The 15,737-nt window shown below is 59.9% G+C and carries 14 protein-coding genes and 2 riboswitches; of the genes, 8 read left to right on the forward strand and 6 right to left on the reverse strand.

All coding sequences use genetic code 11. The features are described from left to right. Positions 1 to 41: 41 nt before the first annotated feature. Both VE934_RS10525 and VE934_RS10530 read right to left on the reverse strand, forming a co-directional pair. The gene (locus tag VE934_RS10525; protein ID WP_324887168.1) at positions 42 to 401 is read right to left on the reverse strand and encodes an HPF/RaiA family ribosome-associated protein; all 360 of its coding nucleotides are present in this window, start codon (positions 399 to 401) and stop codon (positions 42 to 44) included. A 249-nt stretch (positions 402 to 650) separates the two neighbouring features. Further along, the gene (locus VE934_RS10530; protein WP_324887170.1) at positions 651 to 1,028 is read right to left on the reverse strand and encodes a carboxymuconolactone decarboxylase family protein; all 378 of its coding nucleotides are present in this window, start codon (positions 1,026 to 1,028) and stop codon (positions 651 to 653) included. Positions 1,029 to 1,214: 186 nt separating this feature from the next. Here VE934_RS10530 and katG point away from each other — a divergent pair, with 186 nt between their 5' ends. After that, positions 1,215 to 3,407, forward strand: a complete 2,193-nt coding sequence (gene katG / locus VE934_RS10535; protein WP_324887172.1) for a catalase/peroxidase HPI — start codon at positions 1,215 to 1,217, stop codon at positions 3,405 to 3,407. A 588-nt stretch (positions 3,408 to 3,995) separates the two neighbouring features. Further along, entirely contained in the window at positions 3,996 to 4,571 is a 576-nt protein-coding gene (locus VE934_RS10540; protein ID WP_324887174.1) for a peroxidase-related enzyme, read from the forward strand. Positions 4,572 to 4,585: 14 nt separating this feature from the next. Here VE934_RS10540 and VE934_RS10545 read toward each other — a convergent pair whose 3' ends face one another. Next, positions 4,586 to 5,221, reverse strand: a complete 636-nt coding sequence (locus tag VE934_RS10545; RefSeq protein WP_324887176.1) for a TetR/AcrR family transcriptional regulator — start codon at positions 5,219 to 5,221, stop codon at positions 4,586 to 4,588. Between the two features lie 94 nt (positions 5,222 to 5,315). Between VE934_RS10545 and VE934_RS10550 the strand changes: the two genes are divergently transcribed. Beyond that, the gene (locus VE934_RS10550; RefSeq protein ID WP_324887178.1) at positions 5,316 to 6,179 is read left to right on the forward strand and encodes a metal-dependent hydrolase; all 864 of its coding nucleotides are present in this window, start codon (positions 5,316 to 5,318) and stop codon (positions 6,177 to 6,179) included. An 85-nt stretch (positions 6,180 to 6,264) separates the two neighbouring features. On the opposite strand, the gene VE934_RS10555 is transcribed toward VE934_RS10550, so the two are convergent. The 3 genes from VE934_RS10555 to VE934_RS10565 are packed head-to-tail and all read right to left on the reverse strand — an operon-like array spanning position 6,265 to position 8,415. Then, positions 6,265 to 6,684, reverse strand: a complete 420-nt coding sequence (locus VE934_RS10555) for an acyl-CoA thioesterase (protein WP_324887180.1) — start codon at positions 6,682 to 6,684, stop codon at positions 6,265 to 6,267. Between the two features lie 12 nt (positions 6,685 to 6,696). Further along, entirely contained in the window at positions 6,697 to 7,602 is a 906-nt protein-coding gene (locus VE934_RS10560) for a DMT family transporter (RefSeq protein WP_324887182.1), read from the reverse strand. A gap of 30 nt (positions 7,603 to 7,632) precedes the next feature. Then, positions 7,633 to 8,415, reverse strand: coding sequence for an SDR family oxidoreductase (locus tag VE934_RS10565; protein ID WP_324887184.1), 783 nt, complete (start codon positions 8,413 to 8,415; stop codon positions 7,633 to 7,635). Between the two features lie 140 nt (positions 8,416 to 8,555). Between VE934_RS10565 and VE934_RS10570 the strand changes: the two genes are divergently transcribed. The 5 genes from VE934_RS10570 (at position 8,556) to gcvP (ending at position 15,710) form a co-directional block, all read left to right on the forward strand. Next, a complete protein-coding gene (locus VE934_RS10570) occupies positions 8,556 to 10,241 on the forward strand; it encodes an electron transfer flavoprotein-ubiquinone oxidoreductase (RefSeq protein WP_324887186.1) in 1,686 nt (561 codons plus the stop codon). Between the two features lie 18 nt (positions 10,242 to 10,259). Further along, positions 10,260 to 10,360, forward strand: a riboswitch (glycine riboswitch). 21 nt (positions 10,361 to 10,381) lie between these two features. Further along, a riboswitch (glycine riboswitch) is annotated at positions 10,382 to 10,485 on the forward strand. A gap of 11 nt (positions 10,486 to 10,496) precedes the next feature. Next, on the forward strand, positions 10,497 to 11,678 hold the full coding sequence (gcvT, locus tag VE934_RS10575) for a glycine cleavage system aminomethyltransferase GcvT (RefSeq protein WP_414693840.1): 1,182 nt from the start codon (positions 10,497 to 10,499) through the stop codon (positions 11,676 to 11,678). Positions 11,679 to 11,680: 2 nt separating this feature from the next. Beyond that, the gene (locus VE934_RS10580) at positions 11,681 to 12,211 is read left to right on the forward strand and encodes a DUF3916 domain-containing protein (RefSeq protein WP_324887190.1); all 531 of its coding nucleotides are present in this window, start codon (positions 11,681 to 11,683) and stop codon (positions 12,209 to 12,211) included. 19 nt (positions 12,212 to 12,230) lie between these two features. Continuing rightward, positions 12,231 to 12,599, forward strand: coding sequence for a glycine cleavage system protein GcvH (gene gcvH, locus VE934_RS10585; protein ID WP_324887192.1), 369 nt, complete (start codon positions 12,231 to 12,233; stop codon positions 12,597 to 12,599). Positions 12,600 to 12,815: 216 nt separating this feature from the next. Beyond that, positions 12,816 to 15,710, forward strand: a complete 2,895-nt coding sequence (gcvP, locus tag VE934_RS10590; RefSeq protein ID WP_324887195.1) for an aminomethyl-transferring glycine dehydrogenase — start codon at positions 12,816 to 12,818, stop codon at positions 15,708 to 15,710. Positions 15,711 to 15,737 lie beyond the last annotated feature (27 nt).

Below are 15,737 nucleotides of genomic sequence, written 5' to 3' on the forward strand. Positions count from 1 at the left end.
GGCAGACGGCAGAAAACGTTAATAATTTTCGCCGTTGATGCTCACAGTGCCTCGGGATCCGGCTCACGCCGAATGGACTCACGCGAGCGGTGATCGCGCAGCTTGTCCAGGGTGTGCTCCAGCAGGCGCTTGAGTTTGTCACTGGCACCGCGAAACGCTTCATCCTGGCTGGGCGCGTGGTGGTTGACGGCGAGGGGCTCGCGATGGGCCAGGCGCGCCTCCATCATGCAGCGCTTGTGATCTGCGCTCTGCTTGTCGCCGTTCTCGTCGCTCATGTGCACTTCAATCCGTGTGATGTCGTTTTTAAAACGGGCCAGCGATTCATTGAGCTCCGTGCTCGCCCAGCGTTCAAACGACTCGCCGGTGTGGATGGTGTGGTTGGAGTTGACCTGAATTTGCATGGATGTCTTCCTTCATTGAACTATTGCAGCGAAAAAGCCTGCTGGCCTTGCTGCTGTGCGACCGCCCGGTTGGGCGGCTGGACATTTCATTGTGGGCCCTTTCCACCGGATGAGTTGTAGGTCTCCTTCCAATGCCAGGGTAAGGCCGCCCTTCAGCCAGACACTGCTTCCTGAATAGCTCCTCAATTGATAGCACATCACGCCCGTCGTTCTTGGGCAAACGGCGCAAACGGCTTGAAGAATGCCGGCTCAAGCCTTCTTCGGGCCGTCCACGACTTCGGCAGCGGTGCGAAAGGCCTCTACCGCCGTCGGCACACCGCAATACACCGCTGCATGCAGCAACACCTCCTGCAACTCCTCTGGCGTGGCGCCGTTGTTCAAGGCTCCGCGCAAGTGCCCTTTGAGTTCGTGCTGCTTGCCCAGCGCGGTCAGCATCGCAACAGTTATCAGGCTGCGGGTTTTCAGATCGAGCCCCGGGCGCTGCCACACATCGCCCCAGGCCTTTTCGGTGATGTGCTCCTGAATGGGGCGGGTGAAATTGGTCACATTTGCAGAGGCGTTGGCCACAAAGTCTTCGCCCATCACCTGCTTGCGCATGGCCAGACCTTTGTCGAATTGGGTTGACATACAACTTCTCCTGAAGAAAACACACAGGCCGCGAGCATACGCGGGCCATATCCGGGTAAAAGCACGGGCAAAAGCCTGACCTTCACGCTTTTAACTATCGAGCGCATTGGGATTATTGATTGGTTGAATTTTCTATCGAAAACTAGACTCCGTTAGCCAAATCGCAATCACGCACCGGAGAAGAACATGTCCTCAGAAACCAAATGCCCCTTTGCCGCCGCTGCCCTTAAACCCACCTTGGCCGGCGCGCGCGGCAATGCCGACTGGTGGCCCAACCAGCTGAACCTGAGAATCCTCCACCAGCACTCCGGAAAGTCCAACCCCATGGGGGAGTCCTTCAACTACGCCGAGGAGTTCAAAAGTCTGGACCTGCACGCCGTGGTCAAGGACCTGCGTGCCCTGATGACGGACTCGCAAGACTGGTGGCCTGCCGACTACGGCCACTACGGCCCCTTCTTTGTGCGTATGGCCTGGCACAGCGCGGGCACCTATCGCATTGCCGATGGCCGCGGTGGTGCGGGTTTTGGCACACAGCGTTTTGCGCCCCTCAACAGCTGGCCGGACAACGGCAACCTCGACAAGGCGCGTCGCCTGCTCTGGCCCATCAAGCAAAAGTACGGCCGCAAGATTTCGTGGGCCGATTTGATTGTTCTCACCGGCACCGTGGCCATGGAATCCATGGGATTCAAGACTTATGGATTTGCAGGCGGGCGCGAAGACGTCTGGGAGCCAGGCGAAGATATTTATTGGGGCAGTGAAGACACCTGGCTGGGCGACAAGCGTTACACCGGTGACCGGGAGCTTGAGCAACCGCTGGGCGCGGTCCAGATGGGCCTTATCTACGTCAACCCGCAAGGCCCCAACGGCACACCGGACCCTTTGGGCTCCGCGCGAGACATCCGCGAAACCTTCGCTCGCATGGCGATGAACGACGAAGAGACCGTTGCACTCACAGCCGGCGGCCACACCTTTGGCAAGTCGCACGGCGCGGCGCCAGAGGACCACTGCGGCCCCGCACCCGAGGGCGGCGACATCACCGACCAGGGCTTCGGCTGGACCAGCAGCTTTGAAAGCGGCACGGGCGCTCACACCATTACCAGCGGCATTGAAGGCGCATGGACCAACAACCCGATCCAGTGGGACAACGGCTACTTTGACAACCTGTTCGGCCACGAATGGGAGCTGACCAAAAGCCCCGCCGGGGCGCACCAGTGGAAGCCGAAAAACGGCTCTGGCGACGGAGCCGTGCCGGATGCACACGACCCCGCCAAACGCCACGCCCCCATGATGACCACCGCCGACATGGCGATGCGCATGGACCCGGCGTACGAGAAGATTTCCCGACGCTTTCACCAGAACCCGCAGGAATTTGCAGACGTATTCGCCAAGGCCTGGTACAAGCTCACCCACCGCGACATGGGGCCGATAGCGCGTTACCTGGGCCCGCTGGTTCCAAAAGGGCAATTGCTGTGGCAAGACCCTTTGCCATCGGTAGACCATGAATTGATCAACGAGCAGGACATTGCGGCGCTCAAGGCAAAGGTGCTTGCATCGGGCCTTTCCACTTCACAACTGGTGTCGACCGCCTGGGCATCTGCGTCCACTTTCCGCGGCAGCGACAAGCGCGGTGGCGCCAACGGCGCCCGTATTCGCCTGGCGCCGCAAAAAGACTGGGAGGTGAATCAGCGGGCCCAACTGGCAGTCGTGCTGCAAGCTCTGGAAGCGATTCAGGCCGACTTCAACGATGCGCAGTCGGGCAACAAAAAGGTCTCGATGGCTGACCTGATTGTTCTGGCTGGCTCTGCCGCGGTGGAAGCGGCTGCAAAGAAGGCCGGCCATGAGGTGACGGTACCCTTCTCGCCGGGCCGTACGGATGCATCGCAAGAGCAGACAGACGTGGCCTCCTTCGCCGTGCTTGAGCCTGCTGCGGATGGCTTTCGAAACTACCTGCGAGCAGGCGTCGAAGGAGCGGCCGAACATCTGGTGGACCGCGCCAACCTGATGACACTGACTGCACCGGAGATGACCGTACTGATCGGCGGTCTGCGCGTGCTCAATGCCAACGTTGAGCAGGTCAAACATGGTGTGTTCACCAAACAGCCTGAAACCTTGACCAACGATTTCTTCGTGAACCTGCTGGACATGCGCACCAAATGGCAAAAGTCTGCGGCAGCTGCGGAGGTGCTCGAAGGGCGTGACCGTACAACTGGTGAAGTGAAGTGGACGGGTACGGTTGTTGACCTGGTCTTCGGCTCCAACTCCCAGCTTCGGGCCATCGCGGAGGTTTACGGTAGCAGCGACGCGCAGCAGATCTTTGTGCGGGACTTTGTGGCGGCGTGGAGCAAGGTGATGAATCTGGATCGTTTCGATCTGGCTTGATCCCGCTGGCGCAAGCGTCACGCTGCGCCTCGGGTCTGCTTTAGACAGTAGGCGTAACTCCCCACTCCCACCCCCCGCCCTTCCCTCGACCCGCTGGGCGATGGATGGGAGCCGCATTTGGCAATGTGTGCTGCGCTCGCGTGCATGAATGAGGTTTCCGTGCAAGCCCTTGCGCGCTAAGCGCGCAAGGGCTTGTCATTCCGGCGAAGGCCGGAATCCATCCCCGTATCGCATTCGACCCCGACTCCGCTCCCCCACCCCTTCTGTATGCGCCGAGGAGCGCAGGTTCAGACGGATCAGGGCTGACACTTGTTTGAGCCGCAGGCGAGTTTGTGTCAGACCCCGGCTGAACAGAGCACCGCAGGTTGCCCGCAGCGCAGCGGAGGGACGCAGACAGCAGGGTCGCCTTTTCTTTTGCTTACTTTTCTTTTGGCGACGCAAAAGAAAAGTGAGTTGCCGCCGGGCAACCCCCGGCTTATTGGCAGACCGCACTGCACGAGTAAGCCACCATGGATCCCGGGTCAAGCCCGGGATGACAGGCGGCAAGCCGAACGTATGATCCGTTCCATACCCCAAGGAGACAAAAACGTGAGCGCAAGATATCCCCTCCCCGACCTAAACACCCTCCCAGAAGACATCAAAGCCAAAATCCTCGAAGTCCAGGAAAAATCCGGCTTCATTCCCAACGCCTTCCTCGCACTGGCCCGCCGCCCAGCAGAGTGGCGCGCCTTTTTCGCGTACCACGATGCGCTGATGCTGAGAGAAGAATCCGGCCTTACCAAGGGCGACCGCGAGATGATCGTCACCACCACCAGCGCGGCCAACAACTGCCTGTACTGCGTGGTGGCGCACGGTGCGATTTTGCGGATATACGAAAAGAAACCGCTGGTGGCCGACCAGGTGGCGGTGAACTATCGCAAGGCAGACATCACCCCGCGCCAGCGCGCCATGCTGGACTTTGCGATGAAGGTTTGTTTGAAATCAGACGAGATCGAAGAGGCCGACTTTGCTGCCCTGCATGCACACGGCTTTAACGACGAAGACATCTGGGACATCGCGGGCATCACGGCCTTCTTTGGCTTGTCCAACCGCATGGCCAGCTTTAGCAACATGATGCCCAACCCCGAGTTTTATCTTTTGGGCCGGGTGCCAAAACAAAAATAACGCGCCTTACTGCGTTAGGCCTGCATGGCGCCCCACACCATGCGCACCAGCTCGTCTTCAAACTCGCGGGTGCCGAGCAGGGGCGAATCCTCCAGTGACGCGCTGCGAATGGCACCCATCACTGCGCGGGTAGACACAAACATCATCGCCGGGCTGGGGGGGCGCAGCCGCGGATCGTTGAGCTGAGCCAATGCGATCGCATTGCGATCGGCCGCTTCTCGCAACGCCTCGGCAAAATTCTCATGGTGATCCAGCCGCCAGACCATACGGACCATGGCGCGGCGCAAACGCGGGCCAGCCGCAAACGAGGTTATCAGGGTGTGGATCATCTCGCGCACCACATCTTCAGCGTCGCGCCCCTCCTGCACGGCCCGGGTCATCATGGTGTGCATGTCATCCATTACACGGCGGCGCTCGCGCTGGCACATGGCCAAAATGATGGCTTCCTTGCTCGGGAAATACTGATACAGCGTGCCAATCGAAAAGCCCGCCTTCTGCGCAACCTTGTTGGTCGTCAGGCCCGCCTCGCCTTCGCTTTCCATAATCTGAGCAGTTGCCTCAAAGATGGCCTGAATGGTGCGCTGGGCACGTTCCTGGGTAGGCTCTTTTCGCATCACTTCAGGGAAGAGAATCGAGGGCTTTTTGTTCATGGATGGAAATGGAGGAAAACTGAGCAACAAGCGAGTTGTCGCACTGCATACAAAACTGAATAATGCTCATAAATCAACGCCAGCACAAGGTTTCATGACAACACTCACCGTTCGCAAGCTCAACATTGACCTCTCCACCGGGTTTGCCCGCCACTGGCACGGTGGCGATGCGTTTCGCAGCCAGTACTTCAACGCGCTGTCCATGAGTTTCCCGGTCGGTGAGCAATACTTCATCGATTCGGTACGCGCGGGTGCAGCACTGCTGCCGCAAGACGCGGCCCACCAGCATCTCCACGATCTGGTCCGCGGCTTCATAGGCCAGGAGGCCACGCACCGGCATGTGCATGGGCTGTACAACGCCCAGCTGGAAAAGCAGGGCCTCATCAACATCTGGGCGCGCCTTGCCACGTGGCGGATTGAACTATCGCGCAATCTGCACGTGCTGCACCAGCTGGCTGTTACGGCCGCCTATGAGCATTGCACCGCCGTATTTGCTGAAGGCACCTTGCGCTACAGCAGCTGGTTTGATGCGGCCGAGCCGAAGATGCGCACATTGTGGCTCTGGCACGCGGTTGAAGAAACCGAGCACAGGGCCGTTGCCTTTGATGTTTACCAGGCCCTGGGTGGCGGCACCCTGCGTCGGTCGCTATGGTTTGCCTACGTCCTGGTCTTGTTCTCGCTCGACGCCGGGGTGCAAACCACGCTGAACCTCTGGCGCGACAAGGCACTTTTCAAGCCCGGCACATGGTGGAGCGCCACAACTTTTTTCTTCGGGCGCGATGGCGTGGCGTGGCGCTGCACCCTGCCCCTGCTTGCGTACTTCAAGCCAGGCTTTCACCCCGCCGGGCATACATCCACAGCATCCGCCAATAGCGGTGACGCCCTGGCCGGGGAGTGGCTAGCCTCCCATGCCGACGAATGGCGCGCCGTGGGCAAGACCAGCCCCGATGCGCTGTGAAAGACCTTCTTAAAGATTTCATATCTTGCTACTTTTTCAATAGCAACTAGCGCCCGTCAACAAAGGGCAAACCGGTGATTTTACTTCAAGTCACAAGTGAACGCACCCAGTCCGGCAGTGTTTTGGCCTTCTGGCTTGGGAAGTCGATCCAGATGGTTGTGGCGCCACCGGCGGCACAAATCACACCGGGCTGATCGGCCCGCTCCATCGTGCCCCAAGTTTCGAAGGTGGTGCGGCCGGGGCCACTTGCATACATCTTGATGAGTACATCGCCGGGGTACTGCAGCTGCCTGTAAAAATTGCAGAAGGCATTGACGATGACCGGGCCTTCCCCCATGGGATCTGGCACGCAGTTGATCGAATGCAGCCAGTCAATGCGCACGGTTTCAAGATAGCGGAAATAACTGCCGTTGTTGACATGGCCCATGGCATCCATGTCGCCCCAGCGGATGGGGACGCGCATTTCATAAACAAGTTTTTTGTTCTCGGGGATGTCGATTTTCATAAATGACGTTGGTTAGCGGTGGGCGCGGATGGAAGCAAGAATGCCGAGCGTAAACAGCACACAGGCTGCAGCCTGCGCAAGCGTTGGCCAGTGGCCGTCCCAGGCAAAAGAATAAAGCAATGCAAAAACGGTTTCGCTGACGATGAGCTGGCCGCACAGGCTGGCGCTGAGGCGCTGGCTGGCCACGTTCCACAAAATGGTAGCCAGCCAGGTCGAGCCAAACCCGGCCAGCACACACAGCAGCACAAAGGTTCCGCGCTCCTCACGCACTGTCATCGCCTGAAAGTCCGAGCCTGCAACCGCCCACATCAACAGCGCGCCCAGACCCGTCGCGATGCCCAGCCAGTTGGCCCAGTCGGTGGCATTGACTTCAGGGTGGCGCTTGAGCCAGGCGGAGTTAAAAATGGCGAAGACGGTCCAGCACACCAGCGAGGCACTTACAAATGCCATGCCGCGCCAGAAATGGGTGGCAGTACCCTCCTGTCCGGCACCGTGCGTGGCCCCCATCATCAGCGCCAATCCCGCCACAGTCAGTGCCAGCCCCGGCAGCAGAGACGCCCAGCGCAGGCCCTGAGGTTTGCCCAGCAACATGATCCAGATAGGTATGGTGCCGATGACGAGTGACGGCACCTCGGTGCCCGCATCGCGTATCGCCAGAACCAGCAGCAGGTAGTAGCCACTGAATCCCAGCACACTCATGACCAGCGCTGCACCGGCCTGGCGCAAGGTGGGCAGTCGCCGGGTGCGCCAGCCAAGCACAATGATCAATGCAGCCACCAAGCCATAAACGGCAAATCGGCCCGCTATCAAATCAACCGACGAATACCCGCCCTCGCCCATGTTGATCATGCGAGGCACCACAAACACCAGCCCCCACAGCGCACCGGCGGCCAGGCCCGCCAGAATGCCGGTCAGCATGGGCGGGAAGCGGGATTAAAACGGATCAAATCAGGTGCCAAAACCATCATCCGCCGCAATGACCGCGCCATTGATAAAGTGGCTCTGCCCGCTGGCCAGCATCACCAGCAAGGCGTCCAGGTCTTCGGGCTTGCCAATGCGCTTGCGCGGCAGCATTTGCACCAGCTTTTTGCCTTGCTCTGTTTCCCAGTGATGGTGGTTGATCTCGGTATCGATATAACCGGGGCAAATGGCGTTGACGTTGATGCCAAACTTGCCCCACTCGAGCGCCATGGCTTTGGTCATCTGCACCACCGCCGCCTTGCTCATGCAATACACGCCAATCTGCGGCAACACGCGCAGCCCCGCCATGGAGGCGATGTTGATGATGCGGCCGCCTGAAAAAGCGCCCGGTGCCGTGCCGCGTGAGCGCGCCAGCATGCGCTTGCCCACTTCCTGCGCCACAAAAAACGCACCCTTGACGTTGGTGTTGAAGATGAAGTCGTAGTCTTCTTCTGCGACATCCTGTATCCGCTGTGTGGTGCTGACGCCCGAGTTGTTGATCAGGATGTCGATGGGCCCGACTTCCGTCTCAGCATGCGCAACCGCTGACTTGATGCTGGCATGGTCTGTCACGTCCAGTGCCACCACGTGCGCATCGCCACCTTCGGCCTCAATCTGCGCACGCAATGCCTTGAGCTTGTCCATGCGCCGGCTGGCCAGCACGACCGCAGCACCGGCGCGACTCAGCGTTTTGGCGAACTGCGCACCCAAACCGCCCGATGCACCGGTCACCAATGCGACGCGTCCTGAAAGATCCAGGCTATAGGCCATTAGAGGCTCCTCTCAATAAATGTGTAGCGAAACGAACGATCGTTCGTATTTGTGAAATCACGACATAAAATCAGGCACAAGCGCTGCGGCCATGACCTCGAGCACCAGCTTTCCTGAAAATCATTATCAGCGAGTCCACGATGAACAACCAAGAGATCCTGGCCCAGTTTGGCCCCCGCGAAGCCATGGAATACGACGTGGTCGTGGTCGGCGGCGGCCCCGGCGGTTTGGCCACGGCGATTCGCCTCAAACAGCTCGCTGCCGAAAAAGGCACCGATGTCTCGGTGGTGGTTCTTGAAAAAGGCTCCGAGCCCGGCGCGCACATTTTGAGCGGCGCGCTGATGGACCCTCGCGCACTGACCGAACTGTTTCCCAACTGGAAAGAGCTGGACGCCCCGCTGCATCAGCCCGTCACTGGCGACGAGATGCTGTTTTTGAGCCAGACCGGCAAGCTCAGCACACCAAATTTTCTCATCCCCAAAAGCCTGCACAACGAAGGCAACTACGTCATCAGCCTGGGCAACGTCGTGCGCTGGCTGGGCCAGCAGGCCGAAGCGCTGGGCGTGGAAATTTTCCCCGGCTTCTCCGCTGCTGAAGTGCTTTACAACGAAGACGGTTCCGTCAAGGGCGTGGCCACCGGCAACCTGGGCGTCGGCAAGGACGGCCAGCCGTCCGACCACTTTCAGCTCGGCATGGAGCTGCATGGCAAGTACACGATTTTTGCCGAGGGTTCGCGCGGCCATCTGGGCCGGCAACTGATCTCGAAGTTCCAGCTTGATGCTGGCAAAGACCCGCAGACCTATGCCCTGGGCATCAAGGAGCTGTGGGAGATTGACCCTGCCAAGGCCAAACCCGGCCACGTGATTCATTCACTGGGTTGGCCCATGGACAACCAGACCTACGGCGGTGGTTTTCTTTACCACCTGGAAGGCAACAAGGTCACGCTGGGCTTTATCACCGGCCTCGAATACAGCAACCCCTGGCTCAGCCCGTTTGAGGAAATGCAGCGCTGGAAAACCCACCCTGCGATTCGCCAATACCTTGAAGGCGGTAAACGCATCAGCTATGGCGCACGCGCCATCACCTGCGGCGGCTTGATGAGCCTGCCCAAAACCGTGTTCCCGGGTGGAGCGCTGGTGGGTTGCGAGGCCGGCTTCCTCAACTTCGCCCGCATCAAGGGCAGCCACGCGGCCATGAAAACCGGCATGCTGGCGGCCGAAGCGGCCTACGCAGCAGTGACCAGCGGACGCCAGCACGATGAACTCACCGCCTACCCAGAGGCTTTTGAAAAGAGCTGGTTGTACGAAGAGCTGGACGCGTCGCGCAACACCAAGCAGTGGATGAAAAAAGGCTTGTACCTGTCGTCCATCATGAACGGCATCGAGCTGTGGCTGCTGCCCAAGCTGGGCGTCAAGTCGCCACCGTGGACCCTCCACAACAAGGTGGCTGACCACGCCAAGCTCAAGCCAGCGTCGGAGTGCCCGCAAATTGTTTACCCCAAGCCAGACAACAAAATCACTTTTGACCGACTGAGCTCGGTGTTTGTCTCCAACACCAACCACGAAGAGCAGCAGCCCGCCCACCTGACACTGAAGGACGCCAGCGTCCCGGTGCAGATCAACTTGGCCACTTATGGCGGACCCGAGTCGCGCTATTGCCCTGCCGGTGTGTATGAGTTTGTCAAAAACGCTGACAACACAGACCGCCTTCAGATCAACGCACAAAACTGCGTGCACTGCAAAACCTGTGACATCAAGGACCCGACCCAGAACATCGTGTGGGTTACGCCTGAAGGCGGCGGCGGGCCCAATTACAGCGGCATGTAACCACCCCGTTCCGCTACACTTGCGAGGTCAGGAGAGAGTTTTCCCGGAAAACCGCCGAAGGCGCATGCACTCCCACACTGGGGCGCTGAACGCTCAGGCAAAAGGACTGACAACCGTCTTTCGGCACTGCCTGCTGAAAGACGTTCCCTACTGGAGAGAGGCCGCCTTCATCAGGCGGCCCACCGAAGGAGCAAACCCGCATCGCCGGGTGAATCTCTCAGGTAAAGAGGACAGCAGGGGCAGCCCATGAATTTCATGGATAACGCTTTGCCCCGGAGAACGCATTTGTCCGCTACCGACGCCACCTTGCTGAAAACGCCCCTGTACAACCTGCACGCCGAACTGGGCGCGCGCATGGTGCCGTTTGCCGGCTATTCCATGCCGGTGCAATACCCGGCAGGCCTGATGGCCGAGCATCACCATACACGCACCGCCGCCGGGCTTTTTGATGTCTCCCACATGGGGCAACTTCGCCTTGTGGGCCCGGACGCCGCCGCCGCGCTGGAGACGTTGATTCCCGTAGACGTGATCGACCTGCCAGCCGGCAAGCAACGCTACGGTCTGCTGCTCAATGACGATGGCGGCATCATTGATGACCTCATGTTTTTCAACCGTGACTACGCCAACGGCGGCGACATTTTTGTGATTGTGAACGGCGCCTGCAAGGTTGGCGACATTGCGCACATTCAGGCAAAGATTGGCAAACGTTGCGAAGTGATCCCCATGCCCGACATGGCCCTGCTCGCATTGCAGGGGCCGCAAGCTGTAACCGCGCTGTCGCGCCTTGCGCCCGGCGTTGAAAAACTGGTCTTCATGACCGGCGGACACTTCAAGGTGGCGGGTTGCGACTGCTTTCTCACACGCAGCGGCTACACCGGCGAAGATGGTTTTGAAATTTCTGTTCCGGCCGCGCAAGCCGACACACTGGCACGCGCCCTACTCGCGCAACCAGAGGTCAAGCCAGTTGGTTTGGGTGCACGCAACTCGCTGCGTCTGGAAGCCGGGCTCTGCCTCTATGGCAATGACCTGGACATCAGCACCACGCCCATCGAAGCCAGCCTGAACTGGGCGATCCAGAAAGTACGGCGCACGGGCGGCGCACGCGCTGGCGGCTTCCCGGGTGCAGACAAAGTGCTGGCCCAATTGACAGACCCTGCAACGCTGACGCGCAAACGCGTGGGCCTGATCGCGCTGGAGCGTGTGCCTGTTCGCGAGCACACCGAACTGCAAAGCACCGACGGCACGGTCATCGGCGAAGTCACCAGCGGCTTGCTGGGCCCCACCATTGACAAGCCAGTTGCCATGGCCTTTGTGGACCCCGCTTATGCAGCGCTGGGCACCAAAGTCAACGCCATCGTGCGCGGCAAGCCAGTGCCCATGGAAGTGGCGGCCATGCCTTTTGTTCCCGCCAATTACTTTCGTGGAACGGGTGTCTAACTATGACGCGCAGACTGGCGATGAGTCAGAAAAGACTCAGAGGTGTTCCACGCCACTTGCGTGCTCTGGACCGCTGGGCTGAGAGTTTCAAGGACGGCTTTCCTGATTTAAGGCCCACAGTCCAACGCGGCGAGCGGTACTACAACTGGAAGCTCCCCGTACATGCCAGTCTGGTGCAGGGTAAACACGCGCCCACAGCTCAACGTGCGAAATGTGCAGAGTTGATGCTCAAGGCATGTGCATATCTCATGGCGGCCAAGCCTGAGCAATGGAAGAAGGTGCGTGTAACAGCCGTCATCACCCAACCAGATATGTTTTGCAGTGAACTCTGTCTCTATATCGACGAGGCGTATTTTCAATCACACGTCAATGCGGCACCTGCCGAGGGCAGGCTATCTGCACGGTGGCAACTGCAGATTCCTGCCAACATGCAGGAAGTTGGCATCGCATTCACCGTAGAAGGAGACGACGGGGAAATGTTCCCTGTCGAGCATTGGTATTTTGGTGAAGTAAGCAACGATTTTTTAAACTGACTATTTTTAGGAGAACCTCATGACCGTCAAGTACACCGAAGACCACGAGTGGGTCAAAGTTGAAGGCGACATCGCTACCGTAGGCATCACCGTCCATGCGCAGGACGCACTGGGCGACGTGGTGTTTGTGGACCTCCCCTCCGTGGGCAGCACGCTGGCGCAGAAAGAAGTGGCCGGCGTGGTCGAGTCGGTCAAGGCCGCCGCCGACGTCTACATGCCGATCAGCGGCGAGATCACCGAAGTCAACGAAGCCCTGCGCGACGACCCTTCACTGGCCAACACCGCCCCGCTGGCGGCAGGCTGGTTCTTCAAGGTCAAGCTGTCCGACAAAGCGCAGCTGGATGCCTTGATGGACGAAACCACGTACAGCACGTTTTCCGCAAGCTGAATACCGACACCCCTGTCCTTATGCCCCCGGTTTGTCATCCCGGACTCGATCCGGGATCCATGCCACATGAACTTGAGCCGCAAATGATCGCGGCATGGATTGCGGGTCAAGCCCGCAATGACAGATTTTGCTGTCGTCCCCGCTCCGGGCTGTCATCCCGGACTTGATCCGGGATCCATGCCCCCCAATGACCGATTTATTATTCCGGAGTTCGCCATGTTGATGCCCACCGCCAAGCCGCTGCGCGAGCTTGAAAACGCTTCTGAATTCATTGCCCGCCACATCGGTATTGACGAGGCCGATGAAGCCCACATGCTCAGCGCCGTGGGTTCAGCGTCCAGGCGCGACCTGATTGAAGGCATCGTGCCTCGATCCATCGCGCGCAGCACGGCCATGGCCATCCCTGAGTCCATCACCGAGGCCGCTGCACTGGCCGAACTGAAAGCCATCGCCGCCAAAAACCAGGTCTTCAAAAGCTTTATTGGCCAGGGCTACTACGGCACCCACACGCCTGGCGTGATTCTGCGCAACATTCTTGAAAACCCGGCCTGGTACACCGCCTACACGCCATACCAGGCTGAAATTTCCCAAGGTCGCATGGAAGCGCTGGTCAATTTCCAGACCATGGTGTGCGACCTGACCGGCATGCCGATCGCCAACGCCTCCATGCTCGACGAAGCCACCGCCGCCGCCGAGGCCATGACCCTGGCCAAGCGCAGCGTCAAAAGCAAAAGCAACACCTTCATCGTCGCCGGTGACTGCCACCCGCAGACGATTGAAGTGATCCAGACCCGCGCCAAGCCGCTGGGCATCACTGTCAAGGTCAGCACCGCTGCCGCCACCCTGCCGCAGCTGATGGCTGAGGGCGACTACTTTGGCGTGCTGGCGCAATACCCGGCCACCACCGGCATGGTGCATGACCTGCGTCCGCTGGCTGGCCATGCAAAAGCCAGCGGAGCAGCATTTTGCGTCGCTGCTGACCTGCTGGCCCTGACGCTGCTGGCGCCTCCCGGTGAATGGGGCGCGGACATTGTGCTGGGTAGCACGCAGCGTTTTGGCGTAGCCATGGGCAATGGCGGGCCGCACGCGGCCTACCTGGCCTGCCGCGACGACTACAAACGCTCGCTGCCCGGCCGCATCGTCGGCGTCAGCATTGACTCGCACGGCAGCCCCACCTACAGGCTGGCCCTGCAAACCCGCGAGCAGCACATCCGCCGCGAAAAAGCCACCTCCAACATCTGCACCGCGCAGGTGCTGCCGGCCGTGCTGGCCAGCATGTACGCGGTGTACCACGGCCCTCAAGGCCTTAAACGCATTGCCTTGCGCGTCGCCAGCTACACCGCGATTTTTGTGCGCGGCATGCAGCAGATGGGTTATGAAATCACCAATACAAGCGCTTTTGACTCGGTCACCATCCAGACCGGAGACGCTACCAATTCGATAGCTATGCGCGCCCGTCAATCAAGGGCAAACCTGCGATATCGCTTAAGAAACCACCTGGGCGTGTCGCTGGACGAAACCACCACGCGAGAAGACATCGAAATGTTGTGGTCGTTCTTTGTGAAGCCCGGGCAGGCCATGCCGCGTCTGCGCGATTTCGAAAAAGGCGTGGAGCCGCTGATCCCCGAGGCATTGCGCCGGACCACACCTTTTCTCACGCACCCGGTCTTCAACACCCACCACAGTGAGACCGGCATGCTGCGCTACATACGCGCGCTGAGCGACAAGGATCTGGCGCTGGACCGGAGCATGATCCCGCTGGGCAGCTGCACCATGAAGCTCAACGCCACCAGCGAAATGATTCCCGTGACCTGGCCAGAGTTTGCCAACATTCACCCGTTTGCACCTGCGGACCAATTGCAAGGTTATGTTGAGCTGGACCAACAGCTGCGCGACTGGTTGTGCCAGGCCACAGGTTATGCGGGCATCAGCCTGCAGCCCAACGCCGGCTCGCAAGGCGAGTACGCCGGCCTCCTGGTCATCAAGGCTTTTCACGAGGCCAAAGGCCAGGGCCACCGCAACATTTGTTTGATCCCTTCTTCCGCGCACGGCACCAACCCTGCCAGCGCGCAGATGGTCGGCATGACGGTGGTGGTGACGGCCTGCGACGCGCAGGGCAACGTGGATATGGCCGACCTGAAGGCCAAGTGCGAGCAGTACAGCGACAAGCTGTCCTGCATGATGATTACCTACCCCAGCACGCACGGCGTGTTTGAAACACAGGTGAAAGAGCTTTGCGCGCTGGTGCACTCACACGGTGGCCGTGTTTACGTGGACGGCGCCAACATGAACGCGCTGGTTGGCGTGGCGGCACCCGGCGAGTTTGGCGGCGACGTGAGTCACCTGAACCTGCACAAGACTTTCTGTATTCCGCACGGCGGCGGCGGCCCGGGCGTGGGCCCGGTGTGTGTGGTGGCTGACCTGGTGCCTTACCTGCCCGGTCATGCAACGGCGGGCCTGCCAGTCAACGGCGTGGGAGCGATTTCAGCAGCGCCACTGGGCAACGCATCGGTGCTGCCGATCAGCTGGATGTACTGCCGCATGATGGGCCCTGAAGGCCTGCAGCAAGCCACCGAGATTGCCATCCTCAGCGCCAACTACATCAGCGCACGACTCAAAGACCACTACCCGACGCTCTACGCCAGCGAAAACGGCCACGTGGCGCACGAGTGCATTCTGGACTTGCGCCCATTGAAAGAAACCAGCGGTGTCAGCGCAGAAGACGTGGCCAAGCGCCTCATGGACTACGGCTTTCACGCACCCACACTGAGCTTCCCCGTTCCCGGCACGCTGATGGTGGAGCCGACCGAAAGCGAAACCCTTGCCGAGATTGACCGCTTCGTTAACGCCATGATTGCGATCCGTGAAGAAATTCGCCTGGTCGAAAAGGGCACCTGGCCGCAAGACAACAACCCGCTTAAACATGCACCGCACACCGCGGCGAGTTTGCTGGGCGCAGAGTGGGACAGGCCGTACACACGCGAAGTCGGCGCCTTTCCACTGGTCAGCCTCAAGCAGGGCAAGTACTGGCCACCGGTCGGCCGCGTTGACAATGTGTATGGCGACCGAAATCTGTTTTGCAGCTGCGTGCCGGTGGCCGACTACGCCTGAGACACCCCCCAGGTTTGGTGTGGAGGG

Source organism: Polaromonas sp. (genome assembly GCF_035638815.1).
Classification (GTDB): domain Bacteria; phylum Pseudomonadota; class Gammaproteobacteria; order Burkholderiales; family Burkholderiaceae_C; genus Polaromonas.